The sequence below is a fragment of the Pseudomonas vranovensis genome (genome assembly GCF_040438935.1).
GTDB lineage: Bacteria > Pseudomonadota > Gammaproteobacteria > Pseudomonadales > Pseudomonadaceae > Aquipseudomonas > Aquipseudomonas vranovensis.
Genome location: NZ_CP159259.1, coordinates 4,375,590 through 4,395,565, shown reverse-complemented (window position 1 = coordinate 4,395,565; position 19,976 = coordinate 4,375,590). Strand labels below are relative to the sequence as shown.

General features: G+C 61.5%; 17 protein-coding genes and 1 riboswitch. Of the genes, 10 read left to right on the top strand and 7 right to left on the bottom strand.

Annotated elements, in window-relative coordinates; genetic code table 11:
• Positions 1-40: 40 nt before the first annotated feature.
• From ABVN19_RS20440 to ABVN19_RS20430, 3 genes are read left to right on the top strand one after another with little or no spacing between them, the layout of a single operon-like run.
• Entirely contained in the window at positions 41-997 is a 957-nt protein-coding gene (locus ABVN19_RS20440; protein WP_028945633.1) for a glycosyltransferase, read from the top strand.
• A gap of 60 nt (positions 998-1,057) precedes the next feature.
• On the top strand, positions 1,058-1,831 hold the full coding sequence (locus tag ABVN19_RS20435; RefSeq protein ID WP_028945634.1) for a hypothetical protein: 774 nt from the start codon (positions 1,058-1,060) through the stop codon (positions 1,829-1,831).
• Positions 1,832-1,879: 48 nt separating this feature from the next.
• On the top strand, positions 1,880-2,974 hold the full coding sequence (locus ABVN19_RS20430; RefSeq protein ID WP_105642347.1) for a glycosyltransferase: 1,095 nt from the start codon (positions 1,880-1,882) through the stop codon (positions 2,972-2,974).
• A gap of 3 nt (positions 2,975-2,977) precedes the next feature.
• On the opposite strand, the gene ABVN19_RS20425 is transcribed toward ABVN19_RS20430, so the two are convergent.
• Positions 2,978-3,580 (bottom strand): hypothetical protein, encoded by a 603-nt coding sequence (locus ABVN19_RS20425; RefSeq protein WP_028945636.1) that lies wholly within the window; start codon positions 3,578-3,580, stop codon positions 2,978-2,980.
• A gap of 96 nt (positions 3,581-3,676) precedes the next feature.
• Between ABVN19_RS20425 and ABVN19_RS20420 the strand changes: the two genes are divergently transcribed.
• The 3 genes from ABVN19_RS20420 (at position 3,677) to hldE (ending at position 8,235) form a co-directional block, all read left to right on the top strand.
• Positions 3,677-4,852 (top strand): O-antigen ligase family protein, encoded by a 1,176-nt coding sequence (locus tag ABVN19_RS20420; RefSeq protein WP_105642346.1) that lies wholly within the window; start codon positions 3,677-3,679, stop codon positions 4,850-4,852.
• Positions 4,853-4,867: 15 nt separating this feature from the next.
• Positions 4,868-6,682, top strand: coding sequence for a lipid A export permease/ATP-binding protein MsbA (gene msbA / locus ABVN19_RS20415; protein WP_028945638.1), 1,815 nt, complete (start codon positions 4,868-4,870; stop codon positions 6,680-6,682).
• A 131-nt stretch (positions 6,683-6,813) separates the two neighbouring features.
• Positions 6,814-8,235, top strand: a complete 1,422-nt coding sequence (gene hldE, locus ABVN19_RS20410; protein ID WP_028945639.1) for a bifunctional D-glycero-beta-D-manno-heptose-7-phosphate kinase/D-glycero-beta-D-manno-heptose 1-phosphate adenylyltransferase HldE — start codon at positions 6,814-6,816, stop codon at positions 8,233-8,235.
• Positions 8,236-8,297: 62 nt separating this feature from the next.
• Here the strand turns inward: hldE and ABVN19_RS20405 are convergent, their stop codons facing one another.
• Genes ABVN19_RS20405 through ABVN19_RS20390 form a run of 4 tightly spaced genes read right to left on the bottom strand, consistent with a single transcriptional unit; the run spans position 8,298 to position 11,675 of the window.
• Positions 8,298-9,260, bottom strand: coding sequence for a hypothetical protein (locus ABVN19_RS20405; protein WP_028945640.1), 963 nt, complete (start codon positions 9,258-9,260; stop codon positions 8,298-8,300).
• Between the two features lie 47 nt (positions 9,261-9,307).
• On the bottom strand, positions 9,308-10,117 hold the full coding sequence (locus tag ABVN19_RS20400; RefSeq protein ID WP_105642345.1) for an aldo/keto reductase: 810 nt from the start codon (positions 10,115-10,117) through the stop codon (positions 9,308-9,310).
• The gene (locus tag ABVN19_RS20395; protein WP_105642344.1) at positions 10,114-11,289 is read right to left on the bottom strand and encodes an FAD-dependent oxidoreductase; all 1,176 of its coding nucleotides are present in this window, start codon (positions 11,287-11,289) and stop codon (positions 10,114-10,116) included. The genes ABVN19_RS20400 and ABVN19_RS20395 overlap by 4 nt, the downstream gene beginning before the upstream one ends.
• 53 nt (positions 11,290-11,342) lie before the next feature.
• Positions 11,343-11,675: an SMR family transporter gene (locus ABVN19_RS20390; protein ID WP_028945643.1), complete on the bottom strand. Its 333-nt coding sequence runs from the start codon at positions 11,673-11,675 to the stop codon at positions 11,343-11,345.
• 87 nt (positions 11,676-11,762) lie between these two features.
• Between ABVN19_RS20390 and ABVN19_RS20385 the strand changes: the two genes are divergently transcribed.
• Positions 11,763-12,653, top strand: a complete 891-nt coding sequence (locus ABVN19_RS20385) for a LysR family transcriptional regulator (RefSeq protein WP_105642343.1) — start codon at positions 11,763-11,765, stop codon at positions 12,651-12,653.
• A gap of 14 nt (positions 12,654-12,667) precedes the next feature.
• The gene (gene waaA / locus ABVN19_RS20380) at positions 12,668-13,942 is read left to right on the top strand and encodes a lipid IV(A) 3-deoxy-D-manno-octulosonic acid transferase (protein ID WP_105642342.1); all 1,275 of its coding nucleotides are present in this window, start codon (positions 12,668-12,670) and stop codon (positions 13,940-13,942) included.
• A gap of 60 nt (positions 13,943-14,002) precedes the next feature.
• Here the strand turns inward: waaA and ABVN19_RS20375 are convergent, their stop codons facing one another.
• Positions 14,003-15,436, bottom strand: coding sequence for a TolC family outer membrane protein (locus ABVN19_RS20375; RefSeq protein WP_028945646.1), 1,434 nt, complete (start codon positions 15,434-15,436; stop codon positions 14,003-14,005).
• A gap of 142 nt (positions 15,437-15,578) precedes the next feature.
• Positions 15,579-15,683, top strand: a riboswitch (TPP riboswitch).
• Positions 15,684-15,841: 158 nt separating this feature from the next.
• On the opposite strand from ABVN19_RS20375, the gene thiC reads away from it, so the two are divergent.
• Positions 15,842-17,731, top strand: a complete 1,890-nt coding sequence (thiC, locus tag ABVN19_RS20370; protein ID WP_105642341.1) for a phosphomethylpyrimidine synthase ThiC — start codon at positions 15,842-15,844, stop codon at positions 17,729-17,731.
• 151 nt (positions 17,732-17,882) lie between these two features.
• Entirely contained in the window at positions 17,883-19,175 is a 1,293-nt protein-coding gene (cytX, locus tag ABVN19_RS20365; protein WP_028945648.1) for a putative hydroxymethylpyrimidine transporter CytX, read from the top strand.
• On the opposite strand, the gene ABVN19_RS20360 is transcribed toward cytX, so the two are convergent.
• Entirely contained in the window at positions 19,144-19,890 is a 747-nt protein-coding gene (locus tag ABVN19_RS20360; protein WP_028945649.1) for an RsiV family protein, read from the bottom strand. The genes cytX and ABVN19_RS20360 overlap by 32 nt on opposite strands.
• Positions 19,891-19,976: the final 86 nt, after the last annotated feature.

The following is a 19,976-nucleotide window of genomic DNA, read 5'->3' as shown; positions in this document are numbered from 1 at the left end:
CATGACTGTTAGCGGCCAAGCAAAGGCCGCAAGGAAGACAATGAAAGTTCTATTTCTGGTGCAGAAGGAACAACGGGCAATCCTCGATCGTCTCTACGACGGTGTGGCTGCTCATTGCGAATGCGATCTGCGCTGGCTCAGCAGTGCCGATCAGCGCAACTTGCGCAGTTATTTCCGTCGTGAAGTCGACGTCGAGAAATATGATCGGATCGTTTTTTTTCTGCGCTTCAAGCAAGAGATCCGCCAGGTCGGTTTCATTCGCACGGTGCCCAACCTGGTCATCCTCGAACATGATGCCTACCAGAACTATATCCCTTGCAAGTACACCGGCAAGTTCAGTGCGCATTATCGCCAGCTGCCCTGGGCGCGCGTGATCAGCTCCGGGTACATGGTCAGTGAGCGCTTGCGCCAGGAAGGCTTCGATGCCGAGTTCGTGCCCAAGGGCTACGACCAGCAGTTGCTTGCCGACCAGGGGCGTGAACGGGACATCGAGCTGGCCTTTGTCGGTAGCACCAACAGCGTGGCCTACAGCGGGCGCAAGGCGTTGCTTGACGAATTGGCACAGGTGGAAAACCTGCTGGTGACCCGGACAAAATCCGGTGAAGAGTACTGTGACACACTCAATCGCATACGTTTTTTCGTCAGTGCCGACGTGGGCATGGGCGAGTACATGATCAAGAATTTCGAGGCCATGGCCTGCGGCTGTGTGCTGCTGGCATATGACCAGGGCGCAGAAGAAAATCGCGCCCTGGGTCTGACAGACATGCATAACGTGGTGCTGTATAACAGCATCGCGCAGTTGCAAGAGAAGCTCAATGTGCTGCGCGCCGACCCTGTGCTGGCCGAGGAAATCGGTCGCAACGGTCGTGATCTGGCGGTTGCGCAATTCAGCTTCGCTCAAGTGGGTCGTAGCATCGTTGAGAAAATGCAGCCACCTCTGCGTCCCCGTCCAGCCCTGACCGGCTGGCAGCGTTTGCGTTTGAGACTGGGCCTATGAGCCGGCTGTCCTGCGTCATGGTCTCGAACAACCGAATACAGAAGATGGGGAGGGAATCCGGTGCGATTCAGTGAAGAGAGTGATGTAACCCTGGTGGTTACCAGCTGCGGGCGTTTCGACCTGCTCAAGCTTACGCTGGAGAGTTTCGACCGTTTCAATACTGCGCCGATACGCGAGGTGTTCATTACCGAAGACTCCGGGGATGACGCGGTGCATGGAGCGCTCCCGGAACACTGGAAGCCCCATACCACGGTATTCGTCAACCGCCCCAAGCTCGGTCAGCTGGCCTCGATCGATCTTGCCTACGGGCAAGTGAAGACGCCTTATATCTTCCACTGCGAGGATGACTGGGAATTCTACCGCCCCGGGTTTGTCGAAGACTCCCGGAGCATTCTGGAGGTCAGCCCGCACCTGCTCCAGGTGTGGTTGCGCAGCTATGCCCATGACCTGAAGTTGCACAGTCCGTACATCCACCTGGGTGAGCGACAGTTCATCAATGGAGTGCCTTGCTACCCGCTGTTATCGAGCAAGCCGGAGTGGCAAAGCTTCTCGCTGAACCCGGGTTTGCGCCGGTTGAGCGATTATCAACGCTGCGCGCCATTTGCCGCCTATGCTGGTGAAAAGGCACTGTCAAAGCGTTATGCCGAGTTGAACCTGACCGGGGTGACCCTGGAGGGCGACGCGGTGTTGCATACCGGGTTCGGCTCGCATGTGAGTCTTCCCGAAGAGCGCCGGCGCAAGGATCGACGTCGTCAGCGTGACCGGGTCAAGCTGGCCGTGATTTTGATCGTCGGAATTGCATTAGGAGTGGGGGTTGGCTTTTTTGCGCATTGATTCGGCCTATATGTTTGTTGTCCATTCCGATGCAGGGGGTGCTACCCCGTGAATATCGTCAACATCATGTGGGCCGGCGGCGCACCCTATGTCTCGGTGCACAAGGTGCACCAGCAAATCCTTTCCCAGGCAGGGCCGGATGCGACGATCAGCAGTTGGTTGCTGCAAGGCCAGGGCTCTTGTTGCAGCGCCGGGGAGACGCGCGAATGGCAGCTGTCCCAGCGCCTGCTCAAAGGCCGGCATTTCTGGAAGCTGCTGCATCCCTGGATGCGCGGCCGATTTCGCGAAGCGTTGAAGCAGGCCGGTACCGAGGTCGTATTGCTAGACGGCCTGGGGGTATCCCGGTTGGTGCTGCCGGTGATGCGCCAGTTACCCGAGGTGCGAGCGGCGGTTGTCTTTCATGGCAAGACTCGCTTGCATCGTGGCGATATCAGCCTGCTGCGCAGCTTCGAGCCCTCCCAGGTGACACTGGTGGCCGTCTCCCAGACACTTGCCAGTGCCCTTGAGCAGGATCTCGGTGTGCCTGTGCAGGTACTTCGCTCGGCCCTTGAGCCCACCAGTTTTCGCCAGGCGTTGCTGGATCGGGGGGCGGCCCGGCAGACAATGGGTTTGCCGCTCGATGGCGGGCCGGTACTGGGAGCAGTGGGGCGGCTGGTCGATAGCAAGGGTTTCGACTACTTGCTCGACGCGTTTGCGCTAGCCCGCCAGCAACAGCCAGATCTGCGTCTGGTATTTCTGGGTGAAGGCAACGAACGGGCATTGCTCGAGTCACGCATCAAGGCGCTGGGCCTTGGCGAATTTGTTTCCCTGCAAGGCCACTGCAACAGCCTGGCTCACCTGTATCGGGCATTCGATTGGGTGCTGATACCCTCACGCTCCGAGGGCCTTGGCCTGGTGCTGCAAGAGGCCGTGATGGCGGATGTGCCGGTCTTGTGCAGCGACCTGTCGGTGTTTCACGAGCAGTTGGGCGATGCTGGTCGCTATGCCGCGGTGGGGGATATCGAAGCCTGGGGACGGGCGATCATCGAGAGTGTGGCATCTGATCGTGATCAAGTGGCCCAGGCCCAATACCAGGCACTTGCACCCGAGCAGGTCTGGCAGCGCTTCAGCCAGACCTCCAGCGACCTGCTTCGAACTTCCTGAAATTCAGCCCAGCAGGGCGCGCTCCAGTTCGGCAAGGGGAAACTGCTCTTCAAGCCGCTCACGGGCGATGTAGCGGGCAAAATGCTGCACGTTGCGCCGAATCATGCGACTGGAAAGCGGTGCCCGCATGAAACGCATATCCGCGACATCAATCAGCCCCATCTCCTGGTCAGGGGTTACGACAATGTTGCCCAGGTGCAATGACCGAAAATAGATCCCCGACGTGTGTAGTTTGCGTACCAGTGCCACAAGCTCCGGCAGGCGCTCCTGCCAGCTGAACCCTTCTTTGCGAGACAGTTGGCTCAAGGTTTCACCGGGCAGGGGTTGATACAGTACTGCCGTCATTCCTGGTGCATCCAGCTTGTAGTACTTCAACACCTTTAGTGTAGGAATCCCCCTTTTCTCCAAACGCATCGCGTTGTCGATGAAGCGAACGGAGTAAGGTCGCAGCAGTGCAGATGAAATTAACCGCTTGCGCCTGAACAGCTTGAGGATGTTGCCATCGTTTAGCAGGTACACTTTGGCGCCGTAGCTATCAGCTTCCAGCACCTTGGCACCGAGGATGAGCTGGTTGAAGTCGACCTGGGGTAGCCGGGAACATTGCATGAATAGGCCTTCAACGGGCTAGCGAAAAGACCGGCCATAATGCCGAAAAGTTTACCGATGCACCATGCCGGTGTTGTTCAAACGATGGGGATACGCATGATGTACGCAAGGCGCTGGGCACAGACCTGGCTGGCGATTGGCTTTCTCTGGTTTCTGGTGGCCATTGCCCTGGCACCCAGCAACAAGATCTATCAGCAAGGCCTGGTGGCGTTCCTCTGGCTGCCGACATTGATGTTGTTGTGGTCGGCGCGTGGGGTGCTGGTCGAGGTCTGGAATGCTCAGCGTGCGCTGTGTGTTTCGGTGATTCTTCTGTTGGGCTGGTCGGCGTTGAGCCTGACCTGGGCAAGTACCGAAGACGCTGGGCGTGAGTTCAAGCGATTGCTGTACATATTGATCTTTCTGCTGTTTTTTCCTTTGCTGGCAAGTGTCGGAATATCTCGCGTAATTCAGCTGCTTCGTTGGGGCAGCATAGGTCTTGCAGCGGCAGCGGCTTACTCGATCATCCATTTCTACAGTCCGTCCTGGCAGCCATGGACCAGTCGGCTCGAAGGCGTAGGTGAAATTTCCCACCCGATCCTCGGAGCCTATGTCATTGGCGTTGCGCTGGTCTGCCTGTTGCATTGGCCGCCACAGCAGCGCTGGTTTCAAGTGCTCTGGGGGCTGGCAGTGCTTTGCCTCGGTGCCTTTGTGGTGTTGTGTCAAAGCCGGGGAGCGGCGCTGGGGTTGTTGTTGTCACTAGTGGCCATGCCCGTTTGGTGCCGTGACCGCAGAAGTTTTCTCATTGCCGGGGCAGCGATCATCGCGGCGGCGGCAGGCTTCGTGCTGATGCATGCACTGATACTGGAGCGTGGTGCGTCATACCGGCCGGAGATCTTCCATGCCAGCATGCAACTGATTGCAGAGCACCCCTGGACAGGGCTTGGCTTGGGGAGTTTCTATGTCATCCAGGCATCGGGGATTCAATTCGACCACACCCACAACATGTTCACTCATATCGCCATCGAGCTGGGTATTCCAGGCATGTTGCTGTGGATCGCTGTCTGGCTCTGCGTTTTGCGCGAAAGCTGGCGCGCCCGCTCGACGGATTTCGGCAAGGGCATGATGGGGCTGTGGCTGTTTTCCACCCTGGCCATGCAGTTCGATGCTGCTAGCCTCACTGGAACGCCGCGGGCCGAGTGGTTCATCAGCTGGTTGCCGGTGGGGTTGGCTTTCGCACTGGTGTGGGTGCATGCTCGCCGTCCGGGCTGTGATAAAATTTCCGGTTCAATCTGAACAGCGAGCTCGACGATGGCCGAAACACCGCTAAAGGCGGAGCAGCAGAGCAGCTCCAGCCTGAAAATCTACTTCCGGCTGCTGAGCTATGTGAAACCGTACATCGGCATTTTCATGCTGAGTATCGTCGGTTTCGTGATCTTCGCCTCGACCCAGCCGATGCTGGCCGGGATCCTCAAGTATTTCGTCGATGGCTTGAGCAACCCCCAGGCTGTGCTGTTTCCCACCGTTCCTTACCTCAAGGACCTGCAATTGCTGCAGGCCGTACCGCTGCTGATCGTGCTGATCGCGGCCTGGCAGGGGCTGGGGTCGTTCCTGGGTAACTACTTCCTGGCCAAGGTCTCGCTGGGCCTGGTCCACGACCTGCGGGTCGAGTTGTTCAACAAGCTGTTGGTGCTGCCCAACCGCTATTTCGACAACCACAACTCCGGCCACCTGATCTCCCGAATCACCTTCAACGTCACCATGGTCACCGGCGCGGCTACCGATGCAATCAAGGTAGTGATCCGTGAAGGCCTGACCGTGGTGTTCCTGTTCATCTACCTGCTGTGGATGAACTGGAAGCTGACCCTGGTGATGCTGGCGATCCTGCCGATCATTGCCGTGATGGTGGGGAGCGCAAGCAAGAAATTCCGCAAGCAGAGCAAGAAGATCCAGGTGGCGATGGGTGACGTGACCCATGTGGCTTCCGAAACCATTCAAGGCTACCGCGTGGTGCGCAGCTTTGGCGGCGAAAGCTATGAGCAGAAGCGTTTTGCCGACGCCAGCCAGAGCAACACCGACAAGCAACTGCGCATGACCAAGACGGGGGCCGTATACACCCCGATGCTGCAACTGGTGATCTACACCGCCATGGCCGCCTTGATGTTCCTGGTGCTGTTCCTGCGCGGTGATGCCACTGCGGGTGACCTGGTCGCCTACATCACTGCCGCGGGCCTGCTGCCCAAGCCGATCCGTCAGCTCTCGGAAGTCAGCTCGACCATCCAGAAAGGCCTGGCTGGCGCTGAAAGCATCTTCGAGCAACTGGACGAGGCTCCCGAGGTCGACAATGGTACCGTCGAGCTGGACCGCGTGGTCGGGCGCCTTGAAGTACGCAACCTGAGCTTCACGTACCCCGGTACTGAGCGTCAGGTGCTGTCGGACATCTCCTTCACGGCAGAGCCGGGGCAGATGATTGCCCTGGTGGGGCGTTCAGGTAGCGGCAAGTCGACCCTGGCGGGCCTGATTCCGCGGTTCTATCACCATGACCAAGGGCAGATCCTGCTCGACGGCGTGGAAATCGAGAACTACCGCTTGCGCAACCTGCGCCGCCATGTGGCCCAGGTTACCCAGCATGTCACCCTGTTCAACGATACCGTGGCCAACAACATCGCTTATGGCGACTTGGCCGGCGCGCCGCGCGCTGAAATCGAAGCCGCCGCCGCTGATGCCTATGCCAAGGATTTCGTCGAGCAGTTGCCACAGGGCTTCGATACCCAGGTCGGTGAGAACGGCGTGCTGTTGTCCGGTGGCCAGCGCCAGCGCCTGGCGATTGCCCGGGCGTTGCTCAAGAATGCTCCGCTGTTGATTCTCGACGAGGCCACCTCGGCCCTGGACACCGAATCCGAGCGGCATATCCAGGCGGCCTTGGACCATGTGATGAAAGGCCGTACCACGCTAGTGATCGCCCACCGCCTGTCGACCATCGAGAAGGCCGACATGATCCTGGTCATGGACCAGGGCAAGCTGGTCGAGCGGGGTACCCACGCCGAGCTGCTGGCCGCCAATGGCTATTACGCCAGGCTGCATGCCATGGGCCTGGACGAGCCGGCCAAGGCCGACATCACCTGACCCTGTCTGCGGGGCCCGTCCTGGGCCCCGTTTGCATTTCTGTGGATAGCTGCAGGCAAGGCGGTAAACAAGCCACCCACTTGCCTGTGCTAATATCCTGCCCCTGTTAATTTTGTATATATGGGTTGCCCATGAAGTTGTCCATGCCGCGTTTCGATCAAGCCCCGGTACTGGTGGTGGGCGATGTCATGCTCGACCGCTACTGGCATGGCGGTACCTCACGGATCTCGCCTGAAGCCCCGGTACCGGTGGTCAAGGTCGAGCAGATCGAGGACCGTCCCGGCGGTGCGGCCAACGTCGCCTTGAACATCGCCGCGCTGGGTGCCCCGGCATCTCTGGTCGGGGTCACCGGCCAGGATGAAGCTGCCGACAGCCTGGCCAACAGCCTGCAGGCCGCGGGTGTGCGCTCGATCTTCCAACGCATCGCGCACCAGCCGACCATCGTCAAGTTGCGCGTGATGAGCCGTCACCAGCAATTGCTGCGTATCGACTTCGAAGAGCCCTTCGCCACTGACCCGCTGTCGCTGGGTGCCGAAGTCGACACCCTGCTCGAAGGCGTCAAGGTGCTGGTGTTGTCCGACTATGGCAAAGGCGCCTTGAAAAACCACCAGAGCCTCATCCAGGCGGCGCGGGCCAAGGGAATTCCTGTACTGGCCGACCCCAAGGGCAAGGATTTCTCGATCTACCGTGGCGCCAGCCTGATCACCCCGAACCTCAGCGAGTTTGAAACCATCGTCGGTCGTTGCGCCGACGAAGCTGAGCTGGTGGCCAAGGGCGGTCAGTTGATGCGCGAGCTTGAGCTGGGTGCCTTGTTGGTGACCCGTGGCGAGCACGGCATGACCTTGCTGCGTCCGGAGCATCCGGCGCTGCACCTGCCAGCCCGTGCTCGTGAAGTCTTTGATGTCACCGGTGCCGGTGACACGGTGATTTCCACCCTGGCGGCAGCGATCGCTGCAGGGGAAGACCTGCCTCATGCCGTGGGCCTTGCCAACCTGGCCGCCGGCATCGTGGTGGGCAAGCTGGGTACCGCCGCCATCAGCGCGCCAGAGCTGCGTCGCGCCATTCAGCGCGAGGAAGGTTCGGAGCGCGGCGTGCTGAGCCTGGATCAGCTGTTGCTGGCCATCGACGACGCCCGTGCCCATAACGAGAAAATCGTCTTTACCAACGGTTGCTTCGACATCCTCCATGCCGGTCACGTGACCTACCTGGAGCAGGCGCGTGCCCAGGGTGATCGCCTGATTGTTGCGGTCAACGACGATGCGTCGGTCAGCCGCCTCAAAGGCCCGGGCCGTCCGATCAACAGCGTTGACCGGCGCATGGCGGTATTGGCGGGTCTTGGTGCGGTGGACTGGGTTATCAGCTTCCCGGAAGGCACGCCGGAAAACCTGCTCAGCCAGGTCAAGCCGGATGTGCTAGTCAAGGGTGGGGACTACGGGATCGACCAAGTGGTCGGCGCAGACATCGTCAAGGCCTATGGCGGTACCGTGAAGGTGTTGGGGCTGGTTGAGAACAGCTCGACCACTGCGATCGTCGAGAAGATTCGTAAGAACTGATGTATCGCGGGGCAAGCCGGCTCCTACCTGTCCGGTGGGAGCGGGCTTGCCCCGCGATCGTTCTACTTGCGCAACCCCCCCCGTGCCATCTGCAACAACTCCCGAGCCTTACCCGTCAGCCGCCGCAATCCGGAATCCGGCTTGGGTGCCGCCAACCCTTGCTCACGGACCCAATCCTTCCAGCGAATCCGCTCATCCCTCACCAGCCAACCGTCCTGCCGGGCAAAGCTTTCGGCCAGATACAGGCCGCGGGTGCTTGCGGGTACCAGGCGATCCTTCTTCAGGGTGTACAGCTCGGGTCGTGGACGGCCGTCTTCAAGTGGCATGAGGTAAAGGTCAGGACGACTGCGGTTGAGCCGGGCCACCAACTGATCGCCTTCCAGCCGCTCATCGACATGAAACAGGCTCAGGGATTTGGCTTCACGCGGCACTTGCAGACGCAGGTCGTAGATCAACTGAAGTGACGCAGTGGGCAGGTGTACATAGGCGCGCGGGCGTTCGAGCAATTGCAGGTTGGCACAGCGTACTGGCCGTGCGGCGCCAGACTGTGGGGTAAGAACAAAAGGCAGGGCTTCTCGGTAGTGCAGGGCGTCAGCGTAGGGTGCTGGTAGCCAGGTGTCGTTGAAACGCCCGCCGAGCCAGCCTTCCGGGGTTTCCAGCAGGCACTCTTCGGCTACCTCCTGGATGGCAGTGTGCAGCGGCAGGTTGAGCTCCTGGGCCGGCACGTAGCCTGAAATCAGTTTCAGTACCACATCGCCTCGGTCCTGGCGGCGCTGGCGGACCAGCACCCAATAGTCGCGATTCTGCCAATGCAGGGTCAGACGTACCGACACCCCCAGGTTGGCCAGCTCGACGGCAAAGCGTTGGCTGTCGGCCAATTGAATCTGCTTGCGCCGTTGCTGGGTCTGGGCAAAATTCAGCGGCATGCCGATGCTCTGGTAGCACAGCCCCTCGGGGCTGGCTTCGACGTGCAGGGGCAGCGTCTTGAAGTTGCTCGGGTTCTTGCGGATCAGCGTTCGCGGCATGTCGGCTCCTTCTTGCGTTGGGGTCGGCCGCGACGGCGGCGCAAGCGTCAGCTATTGAATATGGCGGCAACGGTGGCCACGTTGTGGGCCAGGTGTACAGGATTGATGGTCCCGACAATAGCACTGCTCACCCCAGGGTGACCGAACAGCAGCTCGAAGCTCGCGCGTACCGGGTCTACGCCAGGGCTCAGGCAGACATGTCCACTGGCCAGGGCTTTTTTCACCAGAATCGCCTTGCCATGGTCGGCGGCATAATCGAGTACCGGGCGTTCTGCCTGCTCGTTCAGATTGTAGGTGACCATGGCGCAATCGCCGCGCTCCAGCGCTTTCAAGCCACCGGCTGCAGTTTTGCCTGAAAGGCCGAAGCCGCCGATCTTGCCTTCCTGCTTCAGGGCCTCAAGGGTCTGGTAGACCTCTTCGTGTTCGAGGATGTACAAGTCATTGCCATCGGAATGCACCAGCATCAGGTCGATGTGGTCGGTCTCCAGGCGCTTGAGGCTGCGTTCGATGGAAAAACGCGTGTGAGCGGCGCTGAAGTCGAAGCGAGACTGGCCGCTGTCGAACTCTTCGCCCACCTTGCTGACAATCACCCATTGTTCGCGCTGGCCACGTAGCAATGGGCCGAGACGTTCTTCGCTTCGGCCGTAGGCGGGTGCGGTGTCGATCAGGTTGATGCCCAGCTCGCGCGCTTGCTGGAGCAGCATGCGCGCCTGGTCATCGTCGGGGATGGTAAAGCCGTTGGGGTACTTGACCCCTTGGTCGCGGCCCAGCTTGACCGTGCCCAGGCCCAGCGGCGAAACCCGCAGGCCGGTGCTACCCAAAGGGCGGTGAAGGTCGTGAAGGGTTGGCAGGCTCATGGCAACAGTTGCTCCCATACCGGCACCGCCATCGGGGGTTTCGGCAGGTCAGGCAAGGCGGCGGTATTGGCGGGCTTGATGCCGTCACGCTCAAGGTTGGCCAGTACACGGTCGGCGAAGTCTGGCGCGAGGGCCAGCTTGGTTGGCCAGCCCACCAGCAGGCGATCCTGTTCGGCGAGAAAGGCGTTGTCGGGTCGCACCAGGCCAGACTGTGCAGGTTCAGCGCGGTCGATGCGTGCGGTCGCCCAACGCACCTGGCTCAGGTCGATCCAGGGCAGCAGGCTGGCGACTTCTTTTTTCGCCGCTGCAATTTGTGCTTCCGGTTCGCGGGCCACGCCGTCGGCTTCGGCCAGGTCGCCACCCAGGTACCAGACCCACTGGCCATCGGCAGCCGGATGGCTGGTAACGGTAATGCGCGGCTTGGGGCCACCACCCAGGCAGTGGGCATACAGCGGCTTGAGGCTGGGTCCTTTAGCCATGACCATGTGCAGCGGCCGGCGCTGCATGGCGGGCTGCTTGAGGCCAAGGGTTTCGAGCAAACCGGCATTGCCAGCGCCGGCGCTGAGCACGATGCGCTGGGCGCGGACCTCACGGCCATCGACGCGCAAGCCGGCCAGTTCCCCGCCTTCTTGCAGCGGTTCGATCTGCTCGCCGGCCAGCAAGCTGTCGCCGGCCAGTTCCGCCAGGCGGGTCAGCAGGCTCGGCACATCAATGACCAGTTCCGCCAGGCGATAGACCTTGCCCTTGAAGGCACGGTCCTGCAAGGCAGGAGGCAGTTGCTCGCCCTTGACCTGATCGACCCGCCCACGCACCGCCTTGCTGGCGAAAAAGCTGGTGAGGTTGCCGGCCAGGGTGCCGGGTGACCACAGGTAATGGGCTTCAGACAGCAGGCGCACGCCGCACAGGTCCAGTTCGCCATTGCCGGCCAGGGCTTCGCGCCAGCGTCGCGGCATGTCGGCGATCGCTTCGGAGGCACCGGTCAGGGCGCCATGCAGGGCGTACTTGGCGCCGCCATGAATGATGCCTTGGGATTTGAGGGTTTGCTCGCCACCGAGGCTGGCGCGTTCCACCACCACCGTCGAGTAACCCAGGCGACGCAGGCGAGCATTGAGCCAGAGGCCTGCGACCCCTGCGCCGACGATCAGGACGTCGGTGGAAATAACGGATGGCATGCATGTACCTCACAAGCTTGGACAGACGCCCAGTATACAGCCTGTGAAGCGGATCAATGGCCGGCGGTTTTCGAGAACACCTGGATCACCACCACGCCACCGACAATCATGGCCATGCCGAGCATCGCCGGGAGGTCCAGTTTTTGCCCGTAGATCACCAATGCCGCAATGCTGATCAACACGATACCCAACCCTGACCAGATGGCGTAGGCAATACCCACCGGAATGCTGCGCACCACCAGGGTCAGCATCCAGAACGCCACGGCATAGCCGCAGACCATCAGCAGCAAGGGCAAGGGGGTGCTCAGGCCCTTCACGGCCTTCATCGAGGCGGTGGCAATGACTTCGGCGCAGATGGCAATGGCCAGGTAGGTATAGGCATTCATGGGGGCGGTCCTCTGTTCTGGCTGGGCATTCTAGAGCAAGCCTGGATGGGGTAAAGTCATTACCTATCTTTTATGGAGATAGGTTGTATGGCCGAACAATGGAGTCTGGAGCAACTTCGCCTGTTTGTGAGGGTGGCCGAGCAGCGTTCGTTCTCCGCTGTCGCCCGCACCCAGCGCAAGGCCCAGTCAGCAGTGAGCAATGCCATTGCGCTACTTGAAGCTGACCTGGGCGTCACCTTGTTCGAGCGCAGCAGTGGTCGCCAGCCGCGGCTGACCGAGGCCGGCGCTGCCTTGCTGGAGGATGCCCGCGAGTTGTTGCGCCAATGCGAGCGGCTCGATGGCCGGGCGCTGGCGCTGATGCGGGGGCAGGAGGCGCAGTTGCGAGTGGCCCAGGACGAGGCCATGCCTTATCAGCCGGTGATCGACAGCCTGGATCAACTGGCGCAGCAGTTCCCCTCGCTGGAAGTGCAACTTGCCAGCGGTGCCCAGGGTGATGTGGCGCGCAAGCTGGTGGAGCGCCGCGCAGACCTGGGCTTGCTGTTCCACCATGAACACATGCCGCCTGCGCTTGAGCGCCGGACCCTGGGGCAGGTGGAAATGGTCACGGTCTGCGCTGTAAACCATCCCTTGGCCGAGTTGTCGCGGGTCAACCGCCAGCAACTGGCCCGGCACCGGCAATTGCTGATTACGCCTCAGGCTAGCGGTTATCCGGGAGGCGAACCCATTAGCCCGCAGATCTGGCGCGCAGACAGCTTCTATGCGATCGCTGAGTTGTTGATGCGTGGCCTGGGCTGGGCGTGGCTGCCCCGGCATGTGGTGCAGTACCCGACCTACCATGCGCAAATGGTCGAGTTGAGCAGCGAGTGGACGCCGCCGCCGCTGGTGGTCGAGCTGGTGTGGCGGCGCGACGAACCCCTCGGGCCAGCCGCGCAGTGGTTGGCCGAGCGCTTCGCAGTGCACTTGCGCGCCATTGGCTAGTACACTTTGGCGCCATGAACAGAACTCTTTATTCCTTGCTGTTTCACCTGGGCCTGCCGCTGGTTGCGCTGCGCCTGTTCCTGCGTTCACGCAAGGCGCCGGCTTATGCCCAGCGCGTCGGCGAGCGCTTTGCCGTGAACCTGCCAGCCATGGCCAAGGGCGGGATCTGGGTACATGCCGTGTCGGTGGGCGAGAGCATTGCCGCAGCGCCGATGATCCGCGCGCTGCTCAAGGCTTATCCACAACTGCCGATCACCATCACCTGCATGACCCCGACCGGCTCCGAGCGCGTGCGGGCGATGTTCGCCGACGAACCGCGGATTCAACATTGCTACCTGCCCTATGACTTACCCTGGGCGGCCGGGCGCTTCCTTGAACATATCCAGCCCCGGCTTGCAGTGATCATGGAGACCGAGCTCTGGCCCAACCATATCCATCAATGCGCCAAGCGCGGTATTCCGGTCGCCCTGGCCAATGCACGATTGTCCGAGCGTTCGGCCCGTGGCTATGCCCGCTTTGCCGGGCTGACCCGGCCGATGCTGGCCGAGATGAATTTCATTGCCGTGCAGACCGAGGCCGAGGCCGAGCGCTTCCGCCAACTGGGCGCACGTGCGCAATGCGTGCAGGTGACCGGTTCGATCAAGTTTGATTTGCGCATCGACGAGCAACTGCTGCCCCGGGCGCGCGACCTGCGCGCTCAGTGGCAGGCCAGCCAGCGCCCGGTGTGGATCGCTGCCAGCACCCATGAAGGCGAAGACGCAGTGATTCTCGCCGCACATCGCCAGTTGCTCGCGCAACATGCCGACGCCCTGTTGATCCTGGTGCCGCGGCACCCGGAGCGGTTCAACACGGTGTTCGAGTTGTGCTGTGCGCAGTTCCCGACCATCCGCCGTTCCAGTGCCGAGCCGGTGAGTGCAGAAACAGCGGTATTGCTGGGCGACACAATGGGTGAGCTGCTGTTCCTCTATGCGCTGGCCGATATCGCATTCGTCGGCGGTAGTCTGGTACCCAATGGCGGGCACAACCTGCTGGAGCCGGCGGCCTTGTCTTTGCCTGTGCTCAGTGGTCCGCACCTGTTCAACTTCCTGGAAATCGCGGCGATGTTGCGCGAGGCAGGGGCGTTGCAGGAGGTGGAGGATGCCCAGGGGTTGAAGGCACAGGTTCAGCGCTTGATCGAGTTGCCGCAGGATGCGCAGCGCATGGGTAAGGCGGGGCGGGCGGTGATGCAGGCCAACCAGGGCGCGCTGCAGCGTTTGCTGGAAGGTTTGGGGCGCTTGATGCAGCGCTGAATCACGCGGCAAGCCCGCTCCTACGGTTGCGGTAGGAGCGGGCCTGCCCCGCGATGCACGTCAAGGCCTGGCGTCGAAATTCGCCTTGGCCGCAGCCGCCAGGTCAGGCGGCAGGAAGTCCTTGTCCGGGTTGTAGTCCGGCTTCAGGTACCGGGCCAGGTCTGTCAGATCCTGCGGGCTCAAGGTGCCCGCTGCCTGCTTCAGGCGCAGGTTGTCGAGAATGTAGTCGTAGCGGGTGTTGTTGTAGTCGCGCACCGAGGTGTACAGCTGGCGCTGGGCATCAAGCACGTCGACGATGTTGCGGGTACCGACCTGGTAGCCGATTTCCGTGGCTTCCAGCGCGCTCTGGTTGGAAATGATCGACTGCTTGCGCGCCTGTACTTGCTCGACGTCAGTGTTGACCGCACGGTGCAGGTTGCGGGTGTTTTCCACCACCTGGCGGCGCAGGCTTTCGCGCTGCTGTTCGCTCTGGTTCAAGCGCTGGTACGCCTCGCGCACCTGCGAGCTGATCAGGCCGCCGCTGTAGATCGGGATGTTCAATTGCAGGCCGATGCTGGTCTGCTCGACATCACCGCTGTAGTTCTGTCCGGTCAGGTTGGGGTTGGCAAAGCCCAGGCTATCGTTGTCGCCTTTCTGGTAGCGCGCTACCGCGTCTACCGTTGGCGCGTGACCGGCCTTGCGCTGGCGCAGGGTTTCTTCAGCTGCATCGACCGCGTAGTTGGTCGCCAGGAGGTTGAGGTTCTGCTTGCCGGCGGTTTCGACCCAGGCCTTGGCGTCGTTGGGGATCGGCACCTGCACCGGCAGGGTGTGGACGATGCCCTGTACCGAGTTGTAGTAGCGGTTTGTGAGGGTGATCAGCGCCTCGAAGGCGTCATCGACCTGGCGCTGGGCAACGATGCGGTTGGCCCGCGCGGTGTCGTAGCTGGCCTGGGATTGCAGTACGTCGGTCTTGTCGGAAAGGCCCACGTCGAAGCGTTCGTTGGACTGATCGAGCTGGCGCTTGAAGGCTGCTTCTTCGGCCTTGGTCGAGGCCAGGGTGTCCTGGGCGCGCAGCACCGCGAAGTAGTTTTCTGCGGTCTGCAGGATCAGGTTCTGCTCGGTTGCCGACAGCTCCAGTGCCGCCTGCTCGTTGACCGCTTCGGCCGCTTGCAATTGGAACCAGCGATCGGCTCGGAACACCGGCTGCGCCAATGTGGCCTGCCAGGAGTTGCCGCTGCGGTTGGCGGTGATCGAGGGCGTGTCGATCTTGGTGCGGGTGTTCATCATCTCGGCACCGGCCGAGAGATTCGGCAGCAGGCCGGCGCGGGCCTGGGGTACCACTTCCTTGCGGGCGCCATAGTCGGCGCGGGCTGCGGCGAGATCGGCGTTGTTGTTCACAGCCTCCTGGTAGACGCTCACCAGGTCGGTCTTTGCCGACAAGGGCACATCTGCTGCCCAGGCCATTCCGTTGGTAGCACAAGACACGGCAAGGGCCAGTGAAAGTTTGCGCAGCATAGGGCGATCCTTGAACAATTGAGTGTTTCTGAACCGGTGAGTGTAGATGCGCGGACACTTTGCAACAATCTGCCATTTGCGCCATTTATCGTGCCCGTGCTTGTACTGTTGGCTTTGCGGGTGAGTCCAGTCTAGACTGGACACGTTCTTGTCGGGGTGCCTTGCGTTGAGGCTGAGATCGGATAATCCGGATCCCGTTGAACCTGATCAGGTTAGCGCCTGCGTAGGGAACAAGATTTCTCGCTTTCCCGGCGAGTCTCTTGTGCCAGGTCCGGGAATGTCGAGTCAGCCGTTGCAGCTGCAGGCATCACCGCGCATTTGGCACAGCACCGTCCTTGGTGCGTCCGTGCCTTTCAGGTTCTCCCCCGACATTCCACTGCTAGGAAGCCGTCTGGAGAGCCTGTGATGAGTAAACAAGAAAAATACATTACCAATCTGAGTGAGTCGGCCCAGGTCGATCAACAGTCCGTACAGCCGTTCACCCGCTCGCGCAAAATCTATGTCGAAGGCTCGCGCCCGGACATCCGCGTGCCCATGCGTGAAATCAGCCTGGACGATACCCCCACCGACTTCGGTGGCGAGCCCAATGCCCCGGTGCTGGTCTACGACACTTCCGGCCCCTACACCGATCCTTCGGTCATCATCGATGTGCGCAAAGGCCTGGGCGATGTGCGCTCGGCCTGGATCGACGCCCGTGGTGACACCGAGCGCCTGCAAGGCCTGTCGTCGAACTTCGGTCAACAGCGCCTGGCCGATGCCGAGCTGACCAAGCTGCGCTTCGCCCATGTACGCAACCCGCGCCGGGCCAAGGCCGGCGCCAACGTCAGCCAGATGCACTACGCGCGCCAGGGCATCATTACCGCCGAGATGGAATACGTCGCCATCCGCGAGAACATGAAGCTGCAGGAAGCCCGCGCTGCTGGTCTGCTCAAGCAACAGCACGCCGGGCACAGCTTCGGTGCCAGCATCCCGAAAGAAATCACCGCCGAATTCGTCCGTGAGGAGATCGCCCGCGGTCGTGCGATCATCCCGGCAAACATCAACCACGTGGAGCTGGAGCCGATGATCATCGGCCGCAACTTCCTGGTGAAGATCAACGGCAACATCGGCAACAGCGCCCTGGGCTCGTCCATCGAAGAAGAAGTGGCCAAGCTCACCTGGGGTATCCGCTGGGGTTCGGACACAGTGATGGACTTGTCCACCGGCAAGCACATCCATGAAACCCGCGAGTGGATCATTCGCAACTCGCCGGTACCGATTGGCACCGTACCCATCTACCAGGCGCTGGAGAAGGTCAACGGCGTGGCCGAAGACCTGACCTGGGAGCTGTTCCGCGACACCCTGATCGAGCAGGCCGAGCAAGGCGTGGACTATTTCACCATTCACGCCGGCGTGCTGCTGCGCTATGTGCCGCTGACCGCCAAACGTGTCACCGGCATTGTCAGTCGTGGTGGTTCGATCATGGCCAAGTGGTGCCTGGCGCACCACAAAGAGAACTTCCTCTACACCCACTTCGACGAAATCTGCGAAATCATGAAGGCCTACGACGTCAGCTTCTCGCTGGGCGATGGCCTGCGTCCGGGTTCGATTGCCGACGCCAACGATGAAGCGCAGTTCGGTGAGCTGGAGACGCTCGGTGAGCTGACCAAGATCGCCTGGAAGCACGACGTGCAGTGCATGATCGAAGGCCCGGGCCACGTGCCGATGCAGCTGATCAAGGAGAACATGGACAAGCAGCTGGAGTGCTGCGACGAAGCGCCGTTCTACACCCTTGGCCCGCTGACCACCGACATCGCCCCGGGTTACGACCACATAACCTCCGGTATCGGTGCGGCGATGATCGGCTGGTTCGGTTGCGCCATGCTCTGTTACGTCACGCCCAAGGAGCACCTGGGCCTGCCGAACAAGGATGACGTCAAGACCGGCATCATCACCTACAAGATCGCTGCCCATGCCGCCGACCTTGCCAAGGGCCACCCGGGCGCGCAAATCCGCGACAACGCCTTGTCCAAGGCGCGCTTCGAGTTCCGTTGGGAAGACCAGTTCAACCTCGGCCTCGACCCGGATACCGCGCGGTCGTTCCATGACGAGACACTGCCCAAGGACTCGGCCAAGGTCGCCCACTTCTGTTCGATGTGCGGGCCGAAGTTCTGTTCGATGAAAATCACCCAGGAAGTGCGTGAGTACGCCGCCAACCAGCGCATTGAGGCGGTGGATGTAGCGGTCGAGGATGGCATGCGCGAGCAGGCCGAGCGGTTCCGCCAGGAAGGCAGCCAGTTGTACAAGAAGGTCTGACCGGGCTGTTCAAGCGGTGTGCAGTGCACACCGCATCGCCGGCAAGGCCGGCTCCCACAAAAGCGTGCACGCCATGCCCTTGTGGGAGCCGGCCTTGCCGGCGAAAGGGCCCGAAAGAACAATAATTTTCTCCCTGTCGAGACAACTCTTTGTGAGCACACCCAGCCAATTCTCCCCGGATCACCCGGTCACCACCCAGCAGCGCGTCCTCAGCGGCCGCGATCTCTGTTCCCTCTGGTTCTCCCTCGGCATCGGCCTGATGGTCCTGCAGACTGGCGCCTTGCTCGGCCCCGGCCTTGGCCTGGCCAACGCTGTGCTGGCAATTATCATCGGTACGTCCGTGGGCGTTCTGCTGCTGGCGGCCGTCGGCGTCATCGGCAGCGACACGGGGCTCTCGTCCATGGCCGCGCTGCGTCGTAGCCTGGGTCGCGATGGCGCGCGCCTGCCGGCCCTGCTCAACCTGTTGCAACTGATCGGTTGGGGCTCATTCGAAATCATTGTCATGCGTGATGCCGCAAGCCTTTTGGGCGCACGCGCCTTCGGCGAAGACAGCGCGCTGACCAACCCGTTGCTGTGGACCCTGTGCTTCGGTGCTCTGGCAACCCTGCTGGCCGTCAGCGGGCCGTTGACCTTCGTACGCAAGATCTTGCGCAAGTGGGGCATCTGGCTGTTGCTGGGCGCTTGCCTGTGGCTGACCTGGAACCTGTTCGCCAAGGCGGATCTGGCCGCCTTGTGGGCGCGTGCCGGTGATGGCTCGATGTCGCTCGCCGTGGGTGTCGACATCGCCATCGCCATGCCGCTGTCGTGGCTGCCGCTGATTGCCGACTATTCACGCTTCAGCCGCCATGCCAGTCGTGTGTTCATCGGCACGGCACTGGGCTACTTCGTGGGCAACGTGTGGATGATGAGCCTGGGTGTGGCTTATACCTTGGCCTTTGCTCCGGCAGGGGAGGTCAATACCTTGCTCCTGGCGCTGGCTGGCGCCGGCCTGGGTATTCCGCTGCTGCTGATCCTGCTCGACGAATCGGAAAAGGCCTTTGCCGATATCCATTCGGCGGCGGTTTCCACCGGCCTGCTGATTCGCCTGAAGGTCGAACACCTGGCCTTGGCCATCGGCGTGCTGTGTACCCTGATCGCCTGCTTTGCACCCATGGCGCAGTACCAGAACTTCCTGCTGCTGATCGGCTCGGTGTTTGCCCCGCTGTTCGGCGTGGTGCTGGTCGATCATTTCATCGTGCGTCGCCGTCGCAGCGATGCCAGCCCGATCCATAGCCTGCATTGGCGTGCGCTGTTCGCATGGGGCTGCGGCGTTGCCACTTATCACCTGCTGGCACACTACGCCGCGGATGTCGGCTCGACCCTGCCGGCCTTGCTGCTGGCAGGGTGCGTGTACTGGATGGCGGCGCCGTCCGTCAGCCTCGACCGGGAAACAACGCCGGCTTGATGATGCCGTTCAGGCGCGGGTAGGGGATCTTGAGTTCGATGTGGCCCATGGAATAGGGGGCGATGGCATACACTTCGTACTTGAGCACCACCGCGCCGTACGTCAGGGCAATGTGCGGGGTCTGGCGGAAAGGCCAGGTCTTGACGAACTCGGCGTCCTTGTCCATGCCAGTGCTGATCAGCCAGCCCTTGTGGGCTTCCTCGGCAGTCTTCCAGAACGTCGCTTCCTGGCCCGGCACCAGCATGTCCTGCAGGGTCAGGACCTTGTCCTGCTGGCGCGAATAGTTGATGAAGCCGCGCCCGGGCATGCCATGGGCGCCGCCGGTGTCCAGGTAACTCGACAGCTCGATGATCACCAGTCCGTCATGCTGCTCGCGTACCTTGGCTTGCAGGTAGCTGCTGTGGCGGCTTTCGGCGCTGGCCATGAACGTGTCTTCATAAGCCTTGAGCGAAGTCGGAAGGGCATCGCGCTCGTTATCCTGGGTCATCTGGAGCAGACGTTTCTCGACGATCGCGTCCAGCTTGGGGTTGGCCGGGAAGTGAATGGTGTCGATATTGACCAGGGGGCAGTCAGCCGTATTGCAACCGGGCTTGATGTGCTCCCAACGATCGCGCTTGACCTCCAGTGGCGTGCGCATATTGGGCTGGAACAAGCTTTGACAGGCGCCCAGGGCCAGGGCCAGCACGGCCACGGTAGTCAGTTTCACAAGCGTCATGATGATCCTTGTAAGGCAAAGGTAATCGGGCTTGGACCGTCGGCATGGCCTTCAGTTCGCCACTAAGCTCAATACATCAGCAGGCT